The sequence below is a fragment of the Streptomyces sp. NPDC001599 genome, from assembly GCF_042893535.1.
Classification (GTDB): domain Bacteria; phylum Actinomycetota; class Actinomycetes; order Streptomycetales; family Streptomycetaceae; genus Streptomyces.
Map to the genome: position 1 here is coordinate 313,967 of NZ_JBIAVA010000009.1, position 22,438 is coordinate 336,404.

The window sequence follows — 22,438 nt, forward strand, 5'->3', positions numbered from 1 at the left end:
TTGCATAGGTATGCGGTCACCTGAAAAGTCATTGACTGACGGGTGATCGCTTTCCTATGCTCTGCGGGCATGGAGCTGATCCAGAAGACCTCTGACCTGTCCGCCTATCTGGCTGCCGACGAGGTCATCGACCATGACCATCCGCGCGTGCGGGAGGTGGCCGGCGGACTCGCCAGGCAGGCGGAAGATTCGTATGCCTATGCACGCCTGGCCTTCGAGTTCGTGCGCGACACCATCCCGCACTCGCAGGACTCCGGGGACCCGCGCGTCACCTGGCGGGCCTCCGACGTCCTGGAACGGCGCACCGGCATCTGCTACGCCAAGGCCCACGCGCTGGCCGCGCTGCTGCGGGCCGAGGACATCCCCACCGCGCTGTGCTACCAGCGGTTCGACGTGGTGCACGGACTGGTCGCCGTACGCCTCGACGGCGCCTGGCACCGGCAGGATCCGCGCGGGAACAAGCCCGGTGTGAACGCGCGGTTCTCCCTGGGCAGGGAGCAACTGGCCTTCACGCCGGATCACGCGGCGGGCGAGGAGGACTACCCGGAGCTGTACGCGGCGCCGCATCCCGTCGTCCTGGACGTCCTCAAGGCGGCCACCGACCGGCCGCACCTGTGGCAGACCCTCCCGGCCGCGCTCTGAAACGCCCGGCTCAGTGCGCCTGGGCCGTGCGCAGCTGCTCGGGCGTCGGGGCCGTGCCGCCGAGATGGGCCGGCATCCACCAGGTGTCGTCGGCTCCCTTGGGGCGCACGGGGTAGGCGCGCTGCGCGGCCTCCAGCAGCTCCTGCACCCGCTCGCGCAGCCGCCGGGTGATGGCACCCGCGTACTGCTCGCGCGAGGCCTCCATCGCCTCGCCGACCCGGATGGTGATGGGGGTGTGGCTGCGCTTGAAGTTGCGCGGGTGGCCCTTGGTCCACAGGCGCTGTGTACCCCACAGCGCCATGGGAACCAGCGGGACGCCCGCCTCCTGCGCGAGTCGCGCGGCACCCGACTTGAAGCTCTTCAGGGTGAACGACTCGGAGATCGTCGCCTCGGGGAAGACCCCGACGATCTCGCCCGACTTCAGTGAGTCCAGGGCGTGCGCGTAGGCCGCCTCGCCCTGCTTGCGGTCGACCGGGATGTGCTTCATCCCGCGCATCAGCGGACCGGAGATCCGGTGCCGGAAGACCGACTCCTTCGCCATGAAGCGCACCAGCCGCTTCTGCGGCAGCGCGGCCAGGCCGTCGAAGATGAAGTCCAGGTAGCTGATGTGGTTGCTCACGAGTACGGCGCCGCCCGTGCGCGGGATGTTCTCCGACCCACGGCAGTCGATCTTGAGGTCCCACGCCTTGAACATGGTGCGGGCGAGACCGATGACCGGACGGTAGACGAGTTCTGCCATGGGCGGGTCGGACCCTTCCTTGTCAGCCTGGGAAGGGAAACTCCCAGTCGAAAGTTACGCAGCCGTAGGTTTGCGGCTTGTCGCAGATCGTGCCCCAAGAACGGCCGGTGTACCAGCCTTGGTGCCCACGCGCGGCGAGATCCTCATCACTTGCCCGGCCCTGTCGTGGCCGAAATGCGACGGTGGGCGGGAATCTCCGCGGCTCCGCGAACGCTGCACCTTCGGAGTACCGAACCGGTGGCGTGCGGGGTACGCGCGCCCATGAGTGCCGCGCTGGCGGCGGAACGGGGGCGCGCTGGTGCGCGGGCAGGACGACGGCAACCGGTCTGGGGTCACCCCCGTACGGGTCGACGCGGCCGATCTCGGTGCGGAGCTGGGCTCCCGCGCGACGCTCGTACAGTTCTCCAGTGCCTTCTGTGCGCCCTGCCGGGCCACCCGGCGGGTACTGGGCGAGGTGGCCGGGCTGGTCCCCGGGGTCGCCCACGTCGAGATCGACGCCGAGGGCCACCTCGAACTCGTCCGCGCCCTCGACGTGCTCAGGACTCCCACCGTGCTGGTCCTGGACGCCGACGGCCGCGTCGTGCGGCGTGCCACCGGGCAGCCGCGCCGGGCGGACGTGATCGCCGCGCTCGGTGAGGCGGTGTGACAAGCGCCACGCCAGCGGTGAGGTCTTCTCCACAGCCTCCACATCCCGGGACGTAATTGACTGTGTGTGCCACCCGTCGTCAGCCTGCCCCCATGCCCCGCTCGCCGCTTCCGGGACCGAGGCGCAACGCGGAAGGACCACCCCGCATGACGGTCACACCCGACCTCGCCGCCCCCCGGGCCGCCACCGACGACCTGCTGCGGTCCGTCTTCCGGCGGCACGCGGCGGGCGTCGCCGTGATCACCGCGCGGGGCCCCGGCGGTCCGGTCGGCTTCACGGCCACGTCCCTCACCTCCGTCTCCGCCGGCCCGCCGCTGCTCTCCTTCGGGATCGGCGCAGGTTCTTCGAGCTGGCCCGCGGTGGCCGAGGCCGAGCACGTCGGCGTCCACGTGCTCGGCGAGCACCAGGAGGAGCTGGCGGCCACCTTCGCCCGCAGCGGCGCCGACCGCTTCGCCGCGCCCACCGTCTGGCGGGAGGGGCCCGAGGGCGTGCCCGTGCTGGACGGCGTGCTCGCCTGGCTCGTGTGCCGGGTGGTCGGCCGGGTGCCCGCGGGGGACCATCGGATCGTGCTGGCGGAGGTCCTCCTCGGCGACCCCGCCGGAGTCGGCGAGCCGCTGCTGTACCACCAGGGGCGTTACCGGGGTCTGCGCGGCTGACCGGTCGGCGGGACGGCTTCTGCGGAGGTGTCGAGTTCCGGTTACGCTGCGTTGCGAAGGTCACAGTTCAAAGCGCTTGCTTAGCGGGCAGGAACTGGGTGTACTGACGAGTAATATTCCGGGCGGAGCGCAGGTCGCCCCGACCGGGATCGGCCGCTTGGGGCGCCTATGCTGCCTGCAAGAGGCAGCACTGGAAATGTCGACGCAGTAGGAGAGCCGGCGTGAGCTTGAGGATCGTTGTCACTGTGAAGTACGTGCCCGACGCCACTGGCGACCGGCACTTCGCCGATGACCTGACCGTCGACCGGGACGACGTGGACGGTCTGCTCTCCGAGCTGGACGAGTACGCGGTCGAGCAGGCGCTGCAGATCTCCGAGAATTCCGACGACGACGTCGAGGTCACCGTCCTGACCGTGGGCCCCGAGGACGCCAAGGACGCCCTGCGCAAGGCGCTGTCCATGGGCGCGGACAAGGCGATCCACGTCGAGGACGACGACCTGCACGGCACCGACGCCATCGGCACCTCCCTGGTCCTGGCCAAGGCCGTCGAGAAGGCCGGGTACGACCTGGTCGTCTCCGGCATGGCCTCCACCGACGGCACCATGGGCGTCGTCCCCGCGCTGCTCGCGGAGCGTCTCGGTGTGCCGCAGGTGACGCTGCTGTCCGAGGTCTCGGTCGAGGACGGCGTCGTGAAGGGCCGCCGTGACGGCGACTCGGCCACGGAGCAGCTGGAGGCCTCGCTGCCGGCGGTCGTGTCGGTCACCGACCAGTCGGGCGAGGCGCGTTACCCCTCCTTCAAGGGCATCATGGCGGCCAAGAAGAAGCCGGTGGAGTCCTGGGACCTCTCCGACCTCGACATCGACGAGGACGAGGTCGGCCTGGAGAACGCCTACACGGTCGTGGAGTCGGCCGCCGAGCGTCCGGCGCGCACCGCGGGCACGATCGTCAAGGACGAGGGCGAGGGCGGCAAGCAGCTCGCCGCCTTCCTCGCGGAGCGAAAGTTCGTGTAACAGCCTCGCGGGCCAGAAGTTCATCTGAGCCCCGCCGCCCCCACCGCCCCTCATCTTTCGCAAGCAGGAGAGAAGAAGTCCCATGGCTGAAGTTCTCGTCTACGTCGATCACGTGGACGGTGCCGTCCGCAAGCCGACCCTGGAGCTGCTGACCCTGGCCCGCCGCGTCGGCGAGCCCGTCGCCGTCGCGCTGGGCAACGGCGCCGGCGACACCGCCGCCGCGCTGGCCGAGCACGGCGCGGTGAAGGTCCTCACCCACGAGGCCGCCGAGTACGCCGACTACCTGGTCGTCCCGAAGATCGACGCCCTCCAGGCCGCCGTCGCCGCCGTCTCCCCGGCCGCCGTGCTGGTCCCGTCCTCCGCCGAGGGCAAGGAGATCGCCGCCCGCCTGGCGCTGCGCCTGGGCTCAGGCATCATCACCGACGCCGTCGACCTGGAGGCCGGCGACGAGGGCCCGGTGGCCACCCAGTCGGTGTTCGCCGCCGCCTTCACCACCAAGTCCCGTGTCTCCAAGGGCACCCCGGTCATCACGGTCAAGCCGAACAGTGCCGCCGTCGAGGCCGCCCCGGCCGCCGGCGCCGTCGAGGCCCTGTCGGTCACCTTCTCCGCCGCCGCGACCGGCACCAAGGTCACCTCGCGCACGCCGCGCGAGTCGACCGGCCGCCCGGAGCTGACCGAGGCCGCGATCGTCGTCTCCGGCGGCCGCGGTGTCAACGGCGCGGAGAACTTCGCGATCATCGAGGCGCTCGCCGACTCCCTCGGCGCGGCCGTCGGTGCCTCGCGCGCCGCGGTGGACGCGGGCTGGTACCCGCACACCAACCAGGTCGGCCAGACCGGCAAGTCCGTCTCGCCGCAGCTGTACATCGCCTCGGGCATCTCGGGCGCGATCCAGCACCGCGCGGGCATGCAGACCTCGAAGACGATCGTGGCGATCAACAAGGACGCCGAGGCCCCGATCTTCGAGCTGGTCGACTACGGCGTCGTCGGCGACCTCTTCGACGTGGTCCCGCAGCTCACCGAGGAAGTCAAGACCCGCAAGGGCTGAACCTCCCCGCCGCACCGCACGCCGAGGCCCCCGGTGACGTCCACGGACGTCGCGGGGGCCTCGGCGTGCGCGCAGGATGGGTGTTGACCGGCGAGAGGGCCGACAGATAACTTCACTCTACGGATATCTGATTCCGGTCAGCGGAAAAATGAACATCAGGAGGGTGTCGAATGGGTCAGCAGGAGAAGGTGGCAACGAGCCTCGCGGGCGCCGTCGGCGACGAGATCAGTGCCTCCCTCGCACCGGTCGACGCGGAGCTGGAGCGCCGCTACCCCGGAGACCCGGGCACCCGCCAGCCCGTCCACACCGTCTACGTCCCCGGTGACGTCTTCGCCGCCGACACGATCCGCTCCTGGGGCGACAAGGCCCTCGCGGCGCTCGACGAACACGCCCCCGACGCCGCCTCCTTCGCCGCCGTCCTCGGTCTCGCCGACGACCTCGCAGGGCCCGTGTACACCCGCGTACGCGCCAAACTGGAGCGCGAGCCGATCGAGGACCTGCGCGTCGACTTCGAGGACGGCTACGGCAACCGCACGGACGCCGAGGAGGACGAGGCGGCCGCCCGGGCCGCCCGCCTGATCGCCGAGGCGTACGAGCAGGGCACGGCCGCCCCGTACATGGGCATCCGCATGAAGTGCATGGAGGCTCCGGTCCGCGCCCGGGGCATCCGCACCCTCGACGTCTTCCTCAGCGGCCTGATGGAGGCCGGCGGCCTGCCCGACGGGCTGGTCCTCACCCTGCCCAAGGTGACCTACCCCGAGCAGGTCACCGCGATGGTGCGGCTCCTGGAGGCCTTCGAGAAGGCGCGCGGCCTCACGCCCGGCCGGATCGGCTTCGAGATCCAGATCGAGACCAGCCAGTCCATCCTCGCCGCCGACGGCACCGCCACCGTGGCCCGCATGATCCAGGCCGCCGAGGGCCGCGCCACCGGCCTGCACTACGGCACCTTCGACTACAGCGCCTGCCTCGGTGTCTCCGCCGCCCACCAGGCCAGCGACCACCCGGCCGCGGACCACGCCAAGGCGGTCATGCAGGTCGCCGCCGCGGGCACCGGCGTACGGGTCTCGGACGGCTCGACCAACGTCCTGCCGGTCGGCCCCACCGCGCAGGTCCACGACGCCTGGCGGCTGCACTACGGCCTCACCCGCCGCGCGCTGGCCCGCGCCTACTACCAGGGCTGGGACATGCACCCCGGCCACATCCCCACCCGGTACGCCGCCGTCTTCGCCTTCTACCGCGAGGGCTTCGAGCAGGCCGCAGCACGCCTGGCCCGCTACGCCAACCGCACCGGCGGCGACGTCATGGACGAGCCCGCCACCGCCAAGGCCCTCAGCGGCTACCTGCTGCGCGGCCTGGACTGCGGTGCCCTCGACATCGGCGAGGTCGCCCGGCTGACCGGCCTGACCCGCGCCGACCTGGAGGGCTTCTCGGGCCCGCGACGCGGCGACCTCACGGCATCGGCGCAGTAGGCCCGGCCGACGGCGTCCGGCTCCCGGCGAAGGGATCCTCCGGCCCGGAGCCCACGTACCGCTCCAGGCCGGACGCCGTCACCCGCTCCTCCTCGGCGAACAGCCGCGTCCCCCGGTCGCACAGCCGCCGGTCCGCCCGCGCCCGCGCGCTGAACTCCTCGGGCGTCGCCCCGAACAGCTCCCGGAGCCGGGCGGACTCGTGCAGCAGCTCGGTGATCAGGGGCCGTTGCGCCCCCGGATGCCGCCGCGGCGCACCGGTGCCGTCGTGCAGGACGCCGTGGCGGTTGACGTACGCGTACGCACCGCCCAGCACCGAGCCGTCCCCCTGCTCGACGCGCACGTCGGGCGCGGGCAGCCGGACGCGGTCGAAGTTGCCGCCCGCCATCGGCACGCCCTCGCTGGCGTCGATCACCGCGAGCTGCTCGGCGTCGAGCCACAGGACGAACAGCTCCCGTACGGTGCCGGGGGCGCTCACCGGCGAGGCCGACACGTAGCCCATGCGGCTCACGTGCGCGGAGACGCCGATGTCCAGTCCGGTGACCCGGGACCTGACCATCGGGATCGGCGAGTCGATCCCGAACTCGGCCATCTTGTGCCGCAGCTGTGCCGGGCTCGCGTTGGACCCGATCGCCAGCACCGGGACCCGGCCGTCCCCCTCCTCGTACCCCGGCCGGTCCAGCGGCAGCAGCCGGTCCCCGTCCAGCAGCCCGGACTCCCGGGGCCACGCGCCCGGGTACAGCAGCGGCTCCTCGCGCGGCACGCCGGCCAGCCCGAGCGCCCGCAGCGTCCGGTCCTCGCCGGGAGGTTTCGACACGGTGTGATGCTCCTCGTGGCTGTGGCTGTGGCTGTGGCTGTGCGCTCAGTCCGACGGCGGCAGCTCGCCCGAGCCCCGGGTGACCAGCCTGGTCGGCAGTTCGATGCGGTCGGGAGCGAGGAGGGAGCCGTCCAGCTGCCGGAAGAGCCGCTCGGCGGCGGTGCGGCCGAGGGCGGCCGCGTCCTGCGCGACCACGGTGACGCCCGGCTGGAGCAGGTCGGCCAGCTCGATGTCGTCGAAACCGACCAGGGCGACGCCCCGGGTGTGCTCGGCCAGGACCCGGATCACGGTGACCGTCACCCGGTTGTTGCCGGTGAAGATCGCGGTGACCGGCTGCGGGTCGGCGAGCATCTCCTCGGCCGCCCGGCGCACCCGCACGGGATCGGTGACACCCAGGGACATCCACGAGTCCTTGACCGGTATGCCCGCGTCCTCCATCGCGGCCCGGTAGCCGCGCAGCCGCTCGGCGGCGGTGTGGATGCGGGGCATGTCGCCGATGAAGCCGATCCTGCGATGCCCGTGCGCGATGAGGTGGGCCACGCCGTCGCGGGCACCGCCGAAGTTGTCGGAGACCACCACGTCCGCGTCGATCTGCCCCGCCGGACGGTCCACGAACACCGTGGCGACGCCCGCCTTCAGCTCGGGCTCCAGATACCGGTGGTCGTCCCCGGCGGGGATCACCACGAGACCGTCCACGCGCCGCGCGCACAGCGCGAGCACCAGCTCCTGCTCGCGGTCCGGGTCCTCCGCGCTGGACCCGTTGATCAGCAGGGCGCCGTGGGCGCGGGCCACCTCCTCCACGGCACGGCTGAGCGGCCCGTAGAACGGGTCGGCCAGATCCTCCAGGACCAGGCCGATGCTCGCGGTGCGGCCCTTGCGGAGCACCCGCGCGCTGTCGTTGCGACGGAAGCCCAGCGCGTCGATGGCCTCCTGGACGCGGCGCTCGGTCTCCGGGGTGACGCCGGGCTCCCCGTTGACCACCCGGGAGACGGTCTTGAGACCGACCCCGGCCCGGGCGGCGACGTCCTTCATGGTCGGGCGATTGCCGTAACGGTTCCCGGGGAGGCGGTCTGCGCGGCGGGTCGCGTCGGGCACGATGCGGTGTCCTGTCCTGTCGTCCACGGGAATGCGTCGGCTCCTGTAGTCCAGGGGGATGTGTCGGTCATGGGCTTGTATGAGGATGTGGCGTCGAGCATAGAGCCTGGACAACGTTGTCAGATGCGGGAGACACTGTCCATCGCACTCTCCGGTCCTCGTCCCCACCGTGGGACCGGTCGCTGCGCGCTCTTGTGTACGCCATTTTTTCGCTTTCGGTCCGACGGGGAGATCCGACTCTGATGCACACCGACCTCGTGGCAGCGCTGGACATCGGCGGCACCAAGATCGCCGGCGCACTGGTGGACGGCCACGGCCGCATCCAGGCGCGGGCACAGCGTGCGACACCCGCCCGGGAGGACGGTGACACCGTGATGGGGGCCGTCGAGGCCGTGCTCGCCGAACTGACCGCGTCGCCCCTGTGGGAGCGGGCCACGGCGGTCGGCATCGGCAGCGCCGGTCCGGTGGACGCCTCGGCCGGCACGGTCAGCCCGGTGAACGTCCCCGGCTGGCGCGACTACCCGCTGGTCCGGCGGGTCCGGGCCGCCGCCGGCGGCCTGCCGGTGGAGCTGATCGGCGACGGGGTGGCCATCACGGCGGCCGAACACTGGCAGGGCGCCGCCCGCGGGCACGACAACGCGCTGTGCATGGTGGTCTCGACCGGCGTCGGCGGCGGACTGGTGCTGGGCGGCCGGCTGCACCCCGGGCCGACCGGCAACGCGGGCCACATCGGCCACATCAGCGTCGACCTGGACGGCGACCCCTGCCCGTGCGGTGCGCGCGGCTGCGTGGAGCGCATAGCGAGCGGCCCCAACATCGCCCGCCGTGCCCTGGAGGCCGGCTGGCTGCCCGGACCGGACGGCGACACCTCCGCCGCCGCGGTCGCCGCCTCGGCGCGCCTCGGCGACCCCGTCGCCGTCGCCTCCTTCGAACGCGCCGCGCAGGCGCTGGCCGCCGGTATCGCCGCCACCGCGACCCTCGTCGAGATCGACATCGCCGTGGTGGGCGGGGGAGTGGGCAAGGCCGGGGACGTCCTCTTCGCCCCCCTGCGCAAGGCCCTCACCGACTACGCGACGCTGTCCTTCGTCCAGCGCCTCGCGGTAGTCCCCGCCCAGATGGGGACGGACGCCGGGCTGGTCGGCGCGGCCGCCGCGGCCCTGTCGAGGACCGCGGCCGTGACCGCCGCACACGTCTGAGCCCCGCACCACGGCGGCAGGACGCACTCCGCGGCACCGGCGACTCCCGCGGCCCCGCCCGTGACCCCGGGGCGGCGGCGTAGTTGAACGGGGCATGAAGAAGCGCAGCATCCTCGCCCTCGCGACCCTCGCCACCGGCTTCGTGGTCGCGGCCGTCAGCCCGTCCCACGCCGCCCCGAGCGACCTCCCGCTCAATCTCGGGGTGGACGACACCGTCAGTACCCTGGAGGACACCGTCGCCACCGAGAGCCTCACCCTCGACGACGACGCCCCGGGACAGCTGGGCTGACACCCTGGACCGGGCCGGCACGTCCGGTCGGGACCACAAGGCGCCGGTGCCCCCGAGGGGGCGTCGGCGCCGTTGTCATATGCCCTTTCCCACGTCACCGGCCGGGCTGGTTTCCGCGGCGGGGTGAAGCGGGCAAGCCACAGTGGGCCAACAGAAGAGGGGGACCTGTGACCGTCGTCTGGATCAACGGCGCGTTCGGTGCGGGGAAGACCACCACCGCACGGGAACTGATCGAACTGATCCCGAACAGCACGCTCTTCGACCCCGAGGTCATCGGCGGGGCGCTCGCGCACCTGCTGCCGCCCAAACGCCTGGCCGAGGTGGGCGACTTCCAGGACCTGCCGATCTGGCGCCGACTGGTGACCGACACGGCGGCCGCGCTGCTCGCCGACCTCGGCGGGACGCTCGTGGTCCCGATGACCCTGCTGCGCCAGGAGTACCGGGACGAGATCTTCGGCGGTCTCGCCGCCCGCCGGATCGAGGTCCGGCACATTCTCCTGGCCCCGGCGGAAACGATCCTGCGGGAGCGAATAGCGGGCCGCGAGGTACCGCGTGACCTCCCGGACGGCGAGCTGCGGGTACGGCAGTGGTCCTACGACCACATCGAGCCCTACCGCGCCGCCCTCGCCTCCTGGCTCACCACCGACGCCCACCCCGTCGACACCGGCGCCCTCACCCCCTACGAGGCCGCCGCCCGGGTCGCCGAGGCCATCGGCTCGGGTGCCGTGCCGGCCTGCGAGATCGTCCAGACGCCCGAGCCCACCGGCGAGACCGTCGCCGCCGGTGTCCTGCTCTTCGACGAGCGGGACCGGGTCCTGCTCGTCGACCCCACCTACAAACCCGGCTGGGAGTTCCCCGGCGGCGTCGTCGAACCCGGCGAGGCACCCGCCCGCGCCGGCATGCGCGAGGTCGCCGAGGAGACCGGCCTCAGCCTCCGGGACGTACCGGCCCTGCTGGTCGTCGACTGGGAACCACCGGCCCCTCCCGCCTACGGCGGTCTGCGGCTGCTCTTCGACGGCGGCCGGCTCGACGCCTCGGACACCGACCGGGTGCTGCTGCCCGGCCCCGAACTGCGCGACTGGCGCTTCGCCACCGAGGACGAGGCCGCCGACCTGCTGCCCCCGGTCCGCTACGAGCGGCTGCGCTGGGCGCTGCGGGCCCGGGAACGCGGCGCCGCCCACTACCTTGAGGCGGGCACGCCGGTCGGCTGACGCCGACCGGCCGCATCAGGCCGCCCGGCTCAGCTCGCCGCGTAGTTGCGCAGGAAGTGCGCCTCCGCCACCGACAGCCGCTCCAGCTCCTCGGGGGACACACTCTCGTTCACGGCGTGGATCTGCGCCTCCGGCTCGCTCAGGCCGATCAGCAGGATCTCCGCGTCCGGGTAGAGGGACGCCAGGGTGTTGCACAGCGGGATGGAGCCGCCCTGACCGGCGTACTGCATCTCCTCGCCGGGGTACGCCACCGCCATCGCGTCCGCCATGGCCTGGTACGCGGGGCTCGTGGTGTCGGCGCGGAACGCCTGGCCCTGGCCGATCTGCTCCACGGCGACCCGGGCGCCCCACGGCGTACGCGTCTCCAGGTGGGCCTGGAGCAGCTTGGTGGCCTCGGCGGCGTCCACGCCCGGCGGCACCCGCAGGCTCACCAGCGCCCGCGCACCCGCCTGCACCGACGGGGTGGCGCCGACGACCGGCGGGCAGTCGATGCCGAGCACCGTGACGGCGGGACGCGCCCAGATCCGGTCGGCGACCGAACCGGCACCGATCAGCTCCACGCCGTCCAGCACCCGCGCGTCCCGGCGGAACTGCTCCTCGTCGTAGGCCAGTCCCTCCCAGGTGCTGTCCGCCGCCAGACCGTCGACGGTGGTCGAGCCGTCCTCCGCGCGCAGCGAATCCAGTACGCGGATCAGGGCGGCCAGCGCGTCGGGCGCCGCACCGCCGAACTGACCCGAGTGCAGGTTGCCTTCGAGGGTGTCGACCTTCACGCGCAGCAGCGTCATGCCGCGCAGCGTGGAGGTGACCGTCGGCAGACCGACCCGGAAGTTGCCCGCGTCGCCGATGACGATGGTGTCGGCGGCCAGCAGGTCCGGGTGCGCCTCCGCGTACCGCTCCAGGCCGCCCGTGCCCTGCTCCTCGGAACCCTCGGCGATCACCTTGACGTGCACGGGCACGCCGCCGTTCGCCTTGAGCGCGCGCAGCGCGAGCAGGTGCATCAGCACGCCGCCCTTGCAGTCCGCGGCGCCGCGCCCGTACCAGCGGCCGTCGCGCTCGGTCAGCTCGAACGGCGGAGTGGCCCAGCCCGCCTCGTCCAGCGGCGGCTGCACGTCGTAGTGGGCGTAGAGCAGCACCGTCTTCGCGCCCTGGGGCCCCGGGAGGTACCCGTACACCGACTGCGTGCCGTCCGGAGTGTCCAGCAGGGCCACGTCCTGGAAGCCCTCGGTGCGCAGGGCCGCCGCTATCCAGTTGGCGGCACCCTCGCTCTCACTGCGCGGGAACTGGTCGAAGTCGGCCACCGACTTGAAGGCCACCAGCGCGGCGAGTTCCTCCTTCGCGCGGGGCATCAGCGAAGCGACGGTCTCGGCGACCGGATTCGACGACATGGGCACGCTCCTTGTGGGTGCGACGTTGTACCAAGGAGTACTTGGAATGACGGGCCGATCCTCCCACAGTGGCCTGCGGCGATGCCCGCCGTAGGATGCGGGGGTCAGGTGCGGCATGCGGTTTGATCGGAGCAGTAGACCATCGTGAGCAGCGAGAACTCTTCGGCGGACGACGCGCGTCAGGTCTGGGACGTGGTCGTGGTGGGCGCGGGACCGGCGGGGGCCTCGGCCGCCTACGCGGCGGCGGTCGCGGGGCGGCGCGTCCTGTTGCTGGAGAAGGCCGAGCTGCCCCGCTACAAAACATGCGGCGGCGGCATCATCGGCCCCTCGCGCGACACCCTCCCTCCCGGCTTCGAGCTGCCCTTCCAGGACCGGGTGCACGCGGTGACCTTCTCGAACAACGGGCGCTTCAGCCGGACCCGGCGCTCCCGGCAGATGCTGTTCGGGCTGATCAACCGGCCCGAGTTCGACCTTCAGCTCGTCGAGCACGCCCAGAAGGCGGGCGCCGAGCTGCGCACCGGCGCGACCGTGACCCGGGTGGAGCAGCACGGGTCGGCGGTCCCGGACCGGCGCACGGTCGCCGTCGTCCTCCAGGGCGGCGAGACGGTGCTGGCCCGGGCCGTGGTCGGCGCGGACGGCAGCGCCAGCCGGATAGGCGCGCACGTCGGGGTGAAGCTCGACCAGGTCGACCTCGGCCTGGAGGCGGAGATCCCGGTGCCCGAGACGGTCGCCGAGGACTGGAAGGGCCGGGTGCTCATCGACTGGGGTCCGATCCCCGGCAGTTACGGCTGGGTCTTCCCCAAGGGCGACACGCTCACGGTCGGGGTCATCTCGGCGCGCGGCGAGGGCGCGGCGACCAAGCGGTACCTGGAGGACTTCGTCGCCCGGCTCGGGCTGGCCGGATTCGAGCCGAGCATCTCCTCCGGCCACCTGACGCGCTGCCGCGCGGACGACTCGCCGCTCTCGCGCGGCCGGGTCCTGGTGTGCGGGGACGCGGCCGGGCTCCTGGAGCCGTGGACCCGCGAGGGCATCTCCTTCGCGCTGCGCTCGGGCCGGCTCGCGGGGGAGTGGGCGGTGCGCATCTCCGAGGCCCACGACGCGGTGGACGCGCGCAAGCAGGCCCTGAACTACGCGTTCGCGATCAAGGCCGGGCTGGGCGTGGAGATGAGCGTCGGCAAGCGGATGCTGACGGTGTTCGAGCGCAGGCCCGGTCTCTTCCACGCGGCCCTGACCGGTTTCCGCCCGGCCTGGAAGGCGTTCAAGGACATCACGCAGGGCTCGACCTCGCTGGGCGAGCTGGTCCGCAGCCATCCGCTGGCGCAGCGGGCGCTGGGGGCGATGGACCGCCGGTCCGAGGCGGCCGAAGCGTCGGCCCCGTCCACGTCGCCCGCGGGAGAAGAGCCCGGCGCCTGACCGCGGGCGACCGGCCGTCGGCGGCGGTCCGACCGGGTCCGGCAGCCGGCGGCGGTCCGACCGGGTCCGGCCGTCGGCGCCCGCCCGCTCAGGACCTGACAGCGAGGCACACCGGGGCACCGACCTCGCCAAGCCCGTGCTGCCCGCCGAGCCGCGGCCTGAGGCCCGCCGGACGGCCGCCGGCCCCGCCCCCGGGCCGCCGCCCCGCCCTCGGCCCGCCGCCCGAGACCGCGACGGCGGTGGTGGCCTGCTGGGCCGAGCTGTTTGCCACCCGGCAGACCGCCGCGCCCGTCCGGTCGGCCCGCTGCTTCCCCGGCCGTCCGCTTGCGGGTCCGGGTCCGGGTCCGGGGCCGGGTCCGGTCCGGGGCCGTGGGCGCGGGAGCGGGCGGTGGCGGGGTGTACTTCGCCGGGAGTACGTGTGATCACCACGCGCGGGTGACGCCGCCCGCCGGGCCCGGCGTCTAGCGTGGCGGTCATGGACGGACAGCGCGAGCGCGCGGGCCGGGCACCGCAGTGGCGGTGGCACGGGCCCCCGTGGTGGAACCGGCGGGGCGACGAGGAACAGCGCCCCGCCTGGCCCTGGCGCTCCACCGTGCTCGTCACGGCGTTCGTGCTGATCGGCTCCAACTTCGCCGCCCACGCCCAGGAGGGGGAGCGGGCCGGCCTGGACCCCTTCGCACGCGTGCTGCTCTTCGTGACGGGAGCCGCCCTGCTGTGGCGGCAGCGGTACCCGGTGCCGGTCGTGTTCGGCACGGCGGTCACCACCCTGGTCTACCTCGGCGCCGGCTACCCGTACGGACCGGTGTTCGTGGCCGTCGCGGTGGCCTGCTTCAGCGCCGTCGTCGCCGGGCACCGCAGGGCCGCGTGGGCGGCGATGGCGACCCTGTGGGCCGGGCACGCCCTGGTGGCGCACTGGCTCTACCGGTGGCTGCCGCCGTCCGGTGACTCCGCCGCCTCCTGGGGGCAGGAACTCGTGATCGCCACCTGGGTGGTGGCCGTCGCCGCCCTGTCGGAGCCGGCCCGGGCGCGCCGCGAGCAGTGGGCACGGGAGCGGGCCGAGCGGGCCCAGGCGGCGCGGCGCCGCGCGGACGAGGAACGGCTGCGGATCGCCCGCGAGCTGCACGACGTACTCGCGCACAGCATCTCCGTCATCAACGTGCAGGCAGGCGTCGGACTCGCCCTCCTGGACACCGACCCGGAGCAGGCCCGCACCGCGCTCACCACCATCAAGGACCAGAGCAAGGAGGCGCTCGGCGAGGTGCGGCAGGTGCTCGACACCCTGCGCACCCCCGGGGACGCGCCGCGCGCTCCGGCCCCGGGCCTCGACCGGCTCCCCGAACTGGTCGAACAGGCGGCGAGCGCGGGCCTCACCGTCGAGGTGGAGGGGAAGCCACCGCGCCTGTCGCCCGGTACCGATCTGGCCGCGTTCCGCATCGTGCAGGAGGCGCTCACCAACGTCGTACGGCACTCGGGTTCCCGGCACGCGCGCGTGTGTCTCGACCGGGACGGGGGCACGCTGCTGCTGCGCGTCGACGACGACGGTCCCGCGACGGGCGCCGAGGCGGGCGGCAGCGGCAACGGGCTGGCCGGGATGCGGGAGCGCGCGGCGGCGCTGGGTGGCACCATCGAGGCGGGCCCGCGCCCCGACGGCGGCTTCCGGGTCCTCGCGGCCCTGCCGATCGACGTGAAACACACGACCCGCGCGAAGGAGGACGACCGGTGATCCGCGTACTGCTCGCCGACGACCAGTCACTGGTACGAGCCGGTTTCCGGGCGCTGCTGGACGCGCAGCCGGACATCGAGGTGGTCGCGGAGGCCGCCGACGGCGAGGAGGCGGTGCGCACGATCCGCGAACTGCGCCCCGACGTCGTCCTCATGGACATCCGCATGCCCCTGCTCGACGGCCTCGCCGCGACCCGCCGGATCACCGGCGACCCGGGGCTGCACGACGTGAAGGTGGTCATGCTCACCACCTTCGAACTCGACGAGTACGTCTTCGAGGCGATCCGCTCCGGGGCCTCCGGCTTCCTGGTCAAGGACACCGAACCCGAGGAACTCCTGCGCGCCGTGCGGGCGGTGGTGGACGGCGACGCGCTGCTGTCGCCGGGGGTGACGCGGCGGCTGATCGCCGAGTTCGCGGCCCGTTCCAAGGAGCCCGCGGCGGCCGGTGAGATGGCCCGGCTGACCGAACGGGAGCGCGAGGTGATGGCCCTGGTCGGCATCGGCCTGTCCAACGAGGAGATCGCCCGCAGGCTGGTCGTCAGCCCGCTGACCGCCAAGACCCACGTCAGCCGGACCATGGTGAAGCTGGGCGCCCGCGACCGCGCCCAACTGGTCGTCCTGGCCTACGAGTCGGGTCTGGTGCGGCCGGGCTGGCTCGGCTGACCACCGCGCGCGAACCGGACCAGCACGCTCACCACCCGGACGGCGAACACCACCACGGCGAGCACGACGCCCGCCCCGACGAGCGCCGCGCGCACCCGGCCCGTCAGGCCGAAGAGGTACGCGGGCCCCGCCACCGCGCCGAACAGCACGGCCGCCGCGAACGCCGCGCTGCACAGCGCATAGCCGATCTCGACCGTGATGGCGTCCCGCTCGCCCTGCGTGCGCCGTCCCCCGTGGGTATCCATGGCGGCAAGTCTCCCTGAGCGGTGGCGTTCCGGCAGCGCGGTGCCTGCCGCGCGCGGCTCTGCTACGGTGCGCGGATGGCGGCGAAGAAGGCCGAACAGGCGCTCGTGACCCGGTGGCGCTCGATCCTGGTCCTCCATGCCCGCGTCCAGTGCGAACTCGACCGTGCGCTGCACGGACACGGCCTGTGCGGAAGCGACTTCGAGGTCCTCGACGTCCTGGCCGGGACCCGGGACGAGGACGGTTCCGGCTCCTGCGGATACCGCGTCCAGCAGATCTCCGAGCGGGTCCACCTCAGCCAGAGTGCACTGTCGCGGCTGGTCGCCCGGCTGGAGAAGGACGGTCTCGTCGAGCGCTCCCTGTGCCCCGAGGACCGGCGGGGCGTGCGGGTGGCGCTCACGCCCGAGGGACGCGCCCGGCACGGCGAGGCGCTCCCGGTGCAGCGGGCGGTGCTGCACCGGATGCTGGCCGGCTGACCGACGCGCGGCTGGCCTCACCTTCAGATGACACCCGACCTCTCCTGCCAGAGCGTGGCAAGCGAGCCGTCGCCGGCGACTTCCGGGAGGGGCCGGCGGTTCCACAGCGCCGCGTAGAGCTGCGCGGCGGGTCCGGTCAGCTCGCAGTCGGCGTCCCCGGCGTCGTCCCGCACGGTCACCGGCGGCTGCGGGGACAGCCGTACGGTCCATACGGCGTCCGGTGCGTCCGTAGCCCGCACCCGCAGCGTGCGGGGCTCCTCGGTGCGTACGGCGCTCTTGGGGCGGGCGTGAAAGCCGTACAGCAGCTCGTCGATGCCGTCCACCGCGAAGTCCGCGCCGATGTCGGTGGGTTCGCCGCCCCGGGCCGACTCGGCGTCGATCCGGTGCACGGTCGTCTCGTGCGCCTGCCGCCGGGCCCAGAAGGCCAGCGGTGACGGTGCGGGCAGGAAGCGCCAGCACCGCACGTCGGGCGCGGCGTCCGTGAGGGTGTCGACGAGCCGCCCGTGCCCCTGGCGGAACCAGGCCAGGAGCGGAGCGCCGTCCAGGTCGGGCAGGCCGCCTTCGGGACGGGGTTCGGTGTGTCCCTCGGCGACGAACGCCGCCGCCCAGCGGTGGATCGTCCCCGTGTGCCGCAGCAGGTCCCGCACCCGCCAGCCGGGGCAGGTCGGCACCTCGGCGTCGCTGCCCGCCGCCTCGGCGGCCGCGGCCAGCAACGCGCCTTCACGGTCCAGGAGCTCGATGTACGCCGCGGTCTTCATGGCAGGGAGTGTGCCGCATGGAGTGCACTCGACGGCAGGCCGCCCCGGCACGTTCCCGGGGCGGCGTCCCCGGCTCAGCCGGGAACCGCCGCGCGCCGCGTCGCGACCGCGACCAGTACCGCCACCGCCGCGAGCACCGCCACGCTGGTGAGGGCGGCCGGCAGGGAGAACCAGTCGGCCATGAAACCGATGGCGGGCGGACCGAGCAGCATGCCGCCGTAGCCCAGGGTGGACGCGGTCGCGACCCCGCTCGGGCCGCCGAGTGCCCCGGCCCGCTCGATCGCGACCGGGAAGATGTTGGCGAGCCCGAGGCCGGTGATCGCGAAGCCGAACAGCGCCGCCCACACGGACGGGGCGAGCGACCCGAGCAGCATGCCGGCCACCGCGGTGGTGCCGCCCGCCACCACCGTGGCCGTCCGGCCCAGGCGTTCCAGCAGCGTGGTCCCCGTCAGCCGGCCGACGGTCATGGCGAGCGCGAAGCACGAGTAGCCCGCCGCCGCCAGGCCCGGGGAGGCGTCGAGGTCCTGCTCCAGGTGCAGGGCGCCCCAGTCGGCCATGGCACCCTCGCCGTACGCCGTGCACAGGGCGATCAGGCCGAAGGTGATGACGAGGCGACGCGTACGGCGGTCCCGGCGGCGCGGGGTGCCGTCCTCCTCGGGAGCGCGGTCCGGTGGCGCGGCGGGCGCGCAGCGCAGCAGGGCCCGGCCCGCGACGAGGGTGACCAGCAGGCCGGTCACGGTGAGGGCGAGCAGGTGCCGGGTCGGCGACAGTACCCCGGCGACCAGCCCGCCGAGCCCCGCGCCGACCATGCCGCCGAGGCTGAACGCCGCGTGGAAGCTGGGCATGATCGGGCGCCCCAGTGCGGCCACCAGATCGACGGCGGCGCTGTTGAAGGCGACGTTGATCCCGCCGTACGCGCTGCCGAAGACCAGCAGGACGACGCCGAGGGCGAGCGCGGAGTGGGTGAGCGGGGGCAGGGCGATGCTGAGGCAGAGCAGGACCGCGCAGGCGACGGTGACGGGATGGCTGCCGTAGCGGCGGACCAGCCGTCCGGTGAGCGTCATGGTGACCACGGCGCCTGCCGAGACACCGAGCAGGGCGAGCCCCAGGGTGCTGGCGGAGGCGCCGGTCTGCTCCTTGATGGCGGGGATCCGGACCACCCAGCCGGCGAAGACGAAGCCGTCGAGGGCGAAGAAGGCGGTCAGGGCGATTCGGAGACGGGTGAGGTCGTCGCGGGAGCCCGGCACGACGTTGTGCGATCGGGCTTTGTTTATTTGCGGCACAAAGTCAGGCTAGGTGCGGGACGGGCGACGCGGCAAGGGTGCCCGGGGCAAGGGAGGCGCCGTGACGTGCGGGAGGCCGGGCGTCGTCAGTCGGCCGGTGTCCCTGCCGTGCTCTCCCGCACCACCAGCCGGTGCGGCGCCTTGGCCTCCGTCGGCGCGGGTGCCGAACCGTCGATCACGCCGAGCAGGGTGCTGACCGCCGTGCGCGCGATCGCGGCCTTGTCCGGGGCGACGGTGGTCAGCGAAGGCGAGCTGTACCGGCCCTCCTGGATGCCGTCGACCCCGACGACGGCGATGTCCTCGGGCACCCGTACCCCCGCCCGGGTCAGGGCGTGCATGGCGCCGATGGCCAGCAGGTCGTTGTAGCAGAAGACCGCGTCGGGCGGCTCGGGCAGCGCGAGCAGCCGCTCCATGGCCTGGGCGCCGAGGTGGCGGTGGAAGCGCGGGGTGGGGACGATCAGCTCCTCGTCCACGGTGAGCCCGGAGCGTTCCAGCGCCTGGCGGTACCCGGTCGTACGCAGTTGCGCGGTCTCGCCGGTGCTGTAGGGCTGGTCGCCGATGGCGGCGATCCGTCGGCGGCCGAGGCCGACGAGGTGTTCGGTCGCGTCCCGGGCCGCGGCGACGTTGTCGATCGCCACATGGTGGAAGCTTCCGTTGAAGATGTGCTCGCCGAGCAGCACGACGGGCACCTTGTTGGTGCGTTGGCGCAGCTCCTCGGCGGAGATGGACAGCGGGCTCAGCAGCAGACCGTCGAACATCGTGGCGCGGGACTCGCGGCCCAGCAGCTCCCGCTCGCGCTCGCCGTCACCGTCCGTCTGGTCGAGCATGACCACGTACCCGTGGGTGCGGGCCGCGGTGATCACCTCGCGGGCCAGCTCGGCGAAGTACGGCACGTCCAGCTCGGGGACCACCAGGGCGATCATGCCGCTGCGGCCCCGCCGGAGGTTGCGGGCCACCAGGTTGGGCCGGTAGTCGAGTTCGTCGAGCGCGGCCTGCACCCGGACCCGCAGTTCGTCGGAGACGGGCACCGACCCGTTGACCACGTTGGACACGGTGCGAATCGAGACTCCGGCGCGTCGGGCGACGTCGCGGAGTGTGGAGCCGGCCATCCAGTTCCCCCTCACGGCCCCCGCGGGGCGTCGGTCGGCAGCATCTCGTGCTCGCGCCGGTGCGGACCGGCGCAGATGCAGGTTGATGTTACTCAGCTATTGCATCGTTGCAAAAGGCGACGCATCATCTCTGCATCGTTGCAAAGCGTGGACGGCGGCCCGGACCTCGTACGGACCGCCGTGCCGCCGACGACGCCTGCGCGCGTCCCCGTCCACCCCTGCTCAGCCACTCCCTCTCGCGCACCCCAGCCCGCATTCCCGACCGAGGAGCCGTGCTCATGTCCAGATCATTCGTCCCGCGGCGCAGCGTTCTGCGCGGCGCGCTCGGCGCCGGCGCGCTCGCCGCGGCTGCCGGTCCCCTCGCGGCGTGCGCCCCCGGCTCCTCCGGGTCCGAGCCGCGCAAGCTCACCGGGACGCCCAGTGCGTCGGCCAAGGGCGAGATCACCATCTGGAACCGCTCCGGCGACCTGTTCAAGGTCTTCGACGCGGCGATCGACGCCTTCCGCAAGGCCTATCCGGACATCAAGGTCAACCACCAGGCCGTCGACATCGACGCCAAGCTCGCCAACACCCTGATCAGCGGCACCGACCTGCCCGACGGCAGCTTCTGGGACGACGCCAAGATCGGCGGCCAGGCGGAGCACCTGTACGACCTGACCGACCTGATAGCGCCCTACCGCGACAAGACCTCGGCGTACAAGCTCTCGGTCAACACCGTCGACGGCCGGATCTACGGCGTGCCCTGGGACCTCGACCCCGGGCTGCTCTGGTACCGCGAGGACCTGCTGGAGGACGCCGGAGTCGACCCGGCCGGACTCAAGACCTACGACGACCTGCTGGCGGCGGCCCGGTCGCTGCGGGAGAAGAACCCCAAGGCGCGCCCCCTGCACATGGAGAAGGACCCCTTCCTGGGCCAGCTCTGGCTGGAGATGCTCGCGGGCCAGCAGGGCACCAGCCTCGCCGACGCCGACGGCCAGGTGCGGCTGGACTCCAAGGAGTACCGCAACATCCTCAACTGGGTCCGGGACGCCGTCGACGACGACCTGGTCACCCACGCCGAGTACCTCAAGCAGGCCGACCTCGCTGCCCTCGAGAACGGTCAGCAGGCACTGGTCCCCTGGGCGGTGTGGTGGTCCTTCGCGCCCCAGCAGCTGCTGAAGAAGGGCAAGGGCAAGTGGCGGGCCGCGCCCCTGCCGGCCTGGACCCCGGGCGGGGCGCGCAGCGGCGCCATGGGCGGCAGCAGCTTCATCATCCCGGCGAAGGCGAAGAACCCCGAACTCGCCTGGCTGCTGTACGAGTTCCTGTGCTTCAAGGAGCCCGGCTACAGCGCCGTGTACGGGCCGAGCGAGGTCTACCCCGGCGGACTGACCACCTCCGTGCCGAGCTACGGACCCGCCCGCCGCCCCGACAAGCCGCTCTTCGAACCGGTGGCCGCGCTCGGCGGACAGGACCTGTGGAAGGTCGCCGTGGACGCCGCCGACACCATCCCCTCCGCCGCGCCGATCCCGGCCTGGTGGGCCAAGTCCGTCGACTACCTCGGCAACAACCTCCAGCGCCTCATCGAGGGCAAGATGGCCCCCGACGACGTCATCGACGACTCCACCAAGAAGATCCAGCGCAACCTGGTGGACCGCGCATGACCTCCGGCACCCTAACCCCGCCCCGCAAGGAGCGAGCGACACCGGACGCGCCGCGCCCCGCCCGCCGCTCCCGCCGCAAGCCCTTCCTCGCGCCGTACCTCTTCGTCGCGCCGTTCTACGTCGTCTTCGCCGCCTTCGGCCTCTACCCCCTCGTCTTCGCGCTCCAGCTGAGCTTCACCGACTGGAAGGGCGCGGGCGAGGCGAACTTCATCGGCCTGGAGAACTACACCTACCTGCTCACCAGCGAGGAGTTCTGGTCCTCGCTGGGCAACAGCGCGGTGATGTGGCTGCTGATCGTGCCCCTCCAGATCGTCGGGGGCCTGGCCGCTGCGGTCCTGCTGGCCAACGCGAAGCTGCGGCTGCGCGGCATGTTCCGGGTCGCCTTCATCGCGCCGTTCGTCACCCCGCTGGTGGCCATGGCCCAGGTCTGGATCGTCGCCTTCGACACGGACTACGGGCTGGTCAACCACCTGTTCAACTTCGTCGGCCTGCCGGACGTCGACTGGCTCCAGTCGACCGCCTGGGCCAAACCGACGCTCGCCATGCTGTTCCTGTGGAAGACCACCGGGTTCGCGATCATCATCCTGCTCGCCGGACTCCAGGCCGTACCCGCGGACGTGTACGAGGCCGCCGCCCTCGACGGTGCCTCCCGCAAGCGGCAGTTCTGGTCGCTGACCCTGCCACTGGTGCGGCGCAGCATCGCCTTCCTCGTCGTGGTGCAGACCCTCGCGGTGTTCCAGATGTTCGCCGAACCGTTCGTCGTCACCCAGGGCGGCCCGTACGGCTCGACCACCACCGGCGGGCTCTACCTCTACAACCACATCCTGGCGTCCGACCTCGGGACCGGCGCCGCGAACTCCTTCCTGCTCGTGCTGCTGGTGTTCGCCCTGTCCCTGCTGTCGGTGCGCCTGCTCCGCTCCCGAGACGAGTGACC

The 22,438-nt window shown here is 72.8% G+C and carries 23 protein-coding genes; 15 read left to right on the forward strand and 8 right to left on the reverse strand.

Features of this window, described 5'->3' with window-relative positions; translation table 11 throughout:
- The first annotated feature begins 69 nt into the window (after nt 1-69).
- Complete coding sequence (locus ACFYZ3_RS24165) at nt 70-642, forward strand: transglutaminase domain-containing protein (protein WP_388521314.1); 573 nt, start codon at nt 70-72, stop codon at nt 640-642.
- Nucleotides 643-652: 10 nt separating this feature from the next.
- On the opposite strand, the gene ACFYZ3_RS24170 is transcribed toward ACFYZ3_RS24165, so the two are convergent.
- On the reverse strand, nt 653-1,381 hold the full coding sequence (locus ACFYZ3_RS24170; protein WP_388521317.1) for a lysophospholipid acyltransferase family protein: 729 nt from the start codon (nt 1,379-1,381) through the stop codon (nt 653-655).
- 265 nt (nt 1,382-1,646) lie between these two features.
- Here ACFYZ3_RS24170 and ACFYZ3_RS24175 point away from each other — a divergent pair, with 265 nt between their 5' ends.
- From ACFYZ3_RS24175 to ACFYZ3_RS24195, 5 genes are all read left to right on the forward strand, one after another.
- The gene (locus tag ACFYZ3_RS24175) at nt 1,647-2,027 is read left to right on the forward strand and encodes a TlpA family protein disulfide reductase (RefSeq protein WP_388521320.1); all 381 of its coding nucleotides are present in this window, start codon (nt 1,647-1,649) and stop codon (nt 2,025-2,027) included.
- A 146-nt stretch (nt 2,028-2,173) separates the two neighbouring features.
- Nucleotides 2,174-2,683, forward strand: coding sequence for a flavin reductase family protein (locus tag ACFYZ3_RS24180; protein WP_388521323.1), 510 nt, complete (start codon nt 2,174-2,176; stop codon nt 2,681-2,683).
- 221 nt (nt 2,684-2,904) lie between these two features.
- A complete protein-coding gene (locus ACFYZ3_RS24185) occupies nt 2,905-3,693 on the forward strand; it encodes an electron transfer flavoprotein subunit beta/FixA family protein (protein ID WP_388521326.1) in 789 nt (262 codons plus the stop codon).
- A gap of 82 nt (nt 3,694-3,775) precedes the next feature.
- Nucleotides 3,776-4,738, forward strand: a complete 963-nt coding sequence (locus ACFYZ3_RS24190) for an electron transfer flavoprotein subunit alpha/FixB family protein (RefSeq protein ID WP_388521328.1) — start codon at nt 3,776-3,778, stop codon at nt 4,736-4,738.
- A 170-nt stretch (nt 4,739-4,908) separates the two neighbouring features.
- Nucleotides 4,909-6,207: a DUF6986 family protein gene (locus ACFYZ3_RS24195; RefSeq protein ID WP_388521331.1), complete on the forward strand. Its 1,299-nt coding sequence runs from the start codon at nt 4,909-4,911 to the stop codon at nt 6,205-6,207.
- Here the strand turns inward: ACFYZ3_RS24195 and ACFYZ3_RS24200 are convergent.
- Nucleotides 6,188-7,021, reverse strand: coding sequence for a hypothetical protein (locus tag ACFYZ3_RS24200; protein ID WP_388521333.1), 834 nt, complete (start codon nt 7,019-7,021; stop codon nt 6,188-6,190). The genes ACFYZ3_RS24195 and ACFYZ3_RS24200 overlap by 20 nt on opposite strands.
- A gap of 45 nt (nt 7,022-7,066) precedes the next feature.
- Nucleotides 7,067-8,143 (reverse strand): LacI family DNA-binding transcriptional regulator, encoded by a 1,077-nt coding sequence (locus ACFYZ3_RS24205; protein WP_388521336.1) that lies wholly within the window; start codon nt 8,141-8,143, stop codon nt 7,067-7,069.
- Nucleotides 8,144-8,358: 215 nt separating this feature from the next.
- Here ACFYZ3_RS24205 and ACFYZ3_RS24210 point away from each other — a divergent pair, with 215 nt between their 5' ends.
- From ACFYZ3_RS24210 to ACFYZ3_RS24220, 3 genes are all read left to right on the forward strand, one after another.
- Nucleotides 8,359-9,312, forward strand: coding sequence for an ROK family protein (locus ACFYZ3_RS24210; protein WP_388521339.1), 954 nt, complete (start codon nt 8,359-8,361; stop codon nt 9,310-9,312).
- Between the two features lie 94 nt (nt 9,313-9,406).
- Nucleotides 9,407-9,601, forward strand: coding sequence for a hypothetical protein (locus ACFYZ3_RS24215; protein WP_388521342.1), 195 nt, complete (start codon nt 9,407-9,409; stop codon nt 9,599-9,601).
- A gap of 167 nt (nt 9,602-9,768) precedes the next feature.
- A complete protein-coding gene (locus tag ACFYZ3_RS24220; RefSeq protein ID WP_388521345.1) occupies nt 9,769-10,812 on the forward strand; it encodes an NUDIX domain-containing protein in 1,044 nt (347 codons plus the stop codon).
- 29 nt (nt 10,813-10,841) lie between these two features.
- Here ACFYZ3_RS24220 and ACFYZ3_RS24225 read toward each other — a convergent pair whose 3' ends face one another.
- Nucleotides 10,842-12,197: a dipeptidase gene (locus tag ACFYZ3_RS24225; RefSeq protein ID WP_388521348.1), complete on the reverse strand. Its 1,356-nt coding sequence runs from the start codon at nt 12,195-12,197 to the stop codon at nt 10,842-10,844.
- Between the two features lie 144 nt (nt 12,198-12,341).
- Here ACFYZ3_RS24225 and ACFYZ3_RS24230 point away from each other — a divergent pair, with 144 nt between their 5' ends.
- The 3 genes from ACFYZ3_RS24230 (at nt 12,342) to ACFYZ3_RS24240 (ending at nt 15,995) form a co-directional block, all read left to right on the forward strand.
- On the forward strand, nt 12,342-13,610 hold the full coding sequence (locus ACFYZ3_RS24230) for a geranylgeranyl reductase family protein (protein WP_388521350.1): 1,269 nt from the start codon (nt 12,342-12,344) through the stop codon (nt 13,608-13,610).
- 475 nt (nt 13,611-14,085) lie between these two features.
- Nucleotides 14,086-15,333 (forward strand): sensor histidine kinase, encoded by a 1,248-nt coding sequence (locus ACFYZ3_RS24235; protein WP_388521353.1) that lies wholly within the window; start codon nt 14,086-14,088, stop codon nt 15,331-15,333.
- Nucleotides 15,330-15,995, forward strand: a complete 666-nt coding sequence (locus ACFYZ3_RS24240; protein ID WP_388521356.1) for a response regulator — start codon at nt 15,330-15,332, stop codon at nt 15,993-15,995. Before ACFYZ3_RS24235 ends, ACFYZ3_RS24240 begins: the two co-directional genes overlap by 4 nt.
- On the opposite strand, the gene ACFYZ3_RS24245 is transcribed toward ACFYZ3_RS24240, so the two are convergent.
- A complete protein-coding gene (locus ACFYZ3_RS24245; RefSeq protein ID WP_388521359.1) occupies nt 15,956-16,240 on the reverse strand; it encodes a DUF6332 family protein in 285 nt (94 codons plus the stop codon). The two genes, ACFYZ3_RS24240 and ACFYZ3_RS24245, sit on opposite strands and share 40 nt — an antisense overlap.
- A gap of 75 nt (nt 16,241-16,315) precedes the next feature.
- On the opposite strand from ACFYZ3_RS24245, the gene ACFYZ3_RS24250 reads away from it, so the two are divergent.
- On the forward strand, nt 16,316-16,714 hold the full coding sequence (locus tag ACFYZ3_RS24250) for a MarR family winged helix-turn-helix transcriptional regulator (RefSeq protein WP_388521362.1): 399 nt from the start codon (nt 16,316-16,318) through the stop codon (nt 16,712-16,714).
- A gap of 23 nt (nt 16,715-16,737) precedes the next feature.
- On the opposite strand, the gene ACFYZ3_RS24255 is transcribed toward ACFYZ3_RS24250, so the two are convergent.
- From ACFYZ3_RS24255 to ACFYZ3_RS24265, 3 genes are all read right to left on the reverse strand, one after another.
- Entirely contained in the window at nt 16,738-17,472 is a 735-nt protein-coding gene (locus ACFYZ3_RS24255; RefSeq protein WP_388521365.1) for a maleylpyruvate isomerase family mycothiol-dependent enzyme, read from the reverse strand.
- Between the two features lie 74 nt (nt 17,473-17,546).
- Nucleotides 17,547-18,719: an MFS transporter gene (locus ACFYZ3_RS24260; RefSeq protein ID WP_388521368.1), complete on the reverse strand. Its 1,173-nt coding sequence runs from the start codon at nt 18,717-18,719 to the stop codon at nt 17,547-17,549.
- 122 nt (nt 18,720-18,841) lie between these two features.
- On the reverse strand, nt 18,842-19,864 hold the full coding sequence (locus tag ACFYZ3_RS24265) for a LacI family DNA-binding transcriptional regulator (RefSeq protein ID WP_388521371.1): 1,023 nt from the start codon (nt 19,862-19,864) through the stop codon (nt 18,842-18,844).
- Nucleotides 19,865-20,142: 278 nt separating this feature from the next.
- On the opposite strand from ACFYZ3_RS24265, the gene ACFYZ3_RS24270 reads away from it, so the two are divergent.
- A complete protein-coding gene (locus tag ACFYZ3_RS24270; RefSeq protein WP_109030426.1) occupies nt 20,143-21,504 on the forward strand; it encodes an ABC transporter substrate-binding protein in 1,362 nt (453 codons plus the stop codon).
- Nucleotides 21,501-22,436 carry a carbohydrate ABC transporter permease gene (locus tag ACFYZ3_RS24275; protein WP_388521375.1) on the forward strand — a complete coding sequence of 312 codons (936 nt, stop codon included), beginning with the start codon at nt 21,501-21,503 and terminating at the stop codon, nt 22,434-22,436. The genes ACFYZ3_RS24270 and ACFYZ3_RS24275 overlap by 4 nt, the downstream gene beginning before the upstream one ends.
- Nucleotides 22,437-22,438 lie beyond the last annotated feature (2 nt).

Bases quoted from the DNA above. Each gene is read 5' to 3' on its own strand.
- ACFYZ3_RS24270 (WP_109030426.1), top strand. From the start codon at position 20,143: ATGTCCAGATCATTCGTCCCGCGGCGCAGCGTTCTGCGCGGCGCGCTC.
- ACFYZ3_RS24170 (WP_388521317.1), bottom strand. From the start codon at position 1,381: ATGGCAGAACTCGTCTACCGTCCGGTCATCGGTCTCGCCCGCACCATG.
- ACFYZ3_RS24255 (WP_388521365.1), bottom strand. From the start codon at position 17,472: ATGAAGACCGCGGCGTACATCGAGCTCCTGGACCGTGAAGGCGCGTTG.
- ACFYZ3_RS24265 (WP_388521371.1), bottom strand. From the start codon at position 19,864: ATGGCCGGCTCCACACTCCGCGACGTCGCCCGACGCGCCGGAGTCTCG.
- ACFYZ3_RS24225 (WP_388521348.1), bottom strand. From the start codon at position 12,197: ATGTCGTCGAATCCGGTCGCCGAGACCGTCGCTTCGCTGATGCCCCGC.
- ACFYZ3_RS24275 (WP_388521375.1), top strand. From the start codon at position 21,501: ATGACCTCCGGCACCCTAACCCCGCCCCGCAAGGAGCGAGCGACACCG.
- ACFYZ3_RS24165 (WP_388521314.1), top strand. From the start codon at position 70: ATGGAGCTGATCCAGAAGACCTCTGACCTGTCCGCCTATCTGGCTGCC.
- ACFYZ3_RS24250 (WP_388521362.1), top strand. From the start codon at position 16,316: ATGGCGGCGAAGAAGGCCGAACAGGCGCTCGTGACCCGGTGGCGCTCG.
- ACFYZ3_RS24210 (WP_388521339.1), top strand. From the start codon at position 8,359: ATGCACACCGACCTCGTGGCAGCGCTGGACATCGGCGGCACCAAGATC.
- ACFYZ3_RS24245 (WP_388521359.1), bottom strand. From the start codon at position 16,240: ATGGATACCCACGGGGGACGGCGCACGCAGGGCGAGCGGGACGCCATC.
- ACFYZ3_RS24180 (WP_388521323.1), top strand. From the start codon at position 2,174: ATGACGGTCACACCCGACCTCGCCGCCCCCCGGGCCGCCACCGACGAC.
- ACFYZ3_RS24235 (WP_388521353.1), top strand. From the start codon at position 14,086: ATGGACGGACAGCGCGAGCGCGCGGGCCGGGCACCGCAGTGGCGGTGG.
- ACFYZ3_RS24190 (WP_388521328.1), top strand. From the start codon at position 3,776: ATGGCTGAAGTTCTCGTCTACGTCGATCACGTGGACGGTGCCGTCCGC.
- ACFYZ3_RS24215 (WP_388521342.1), top strand. From the start codon at position 9,407: ATGAAGAAGCGCAGCATCCTCGCCCTCGCGACCCTCGCCACCGGCTTC.
- ACFYZ3_RS24195 (WP_388521331.1), top strand. From the start codon at position 4,909: ATGGGTCAGCAGGAGAAGGTGGCAACGAGCCTCGCGGGCGCCGTCGGC.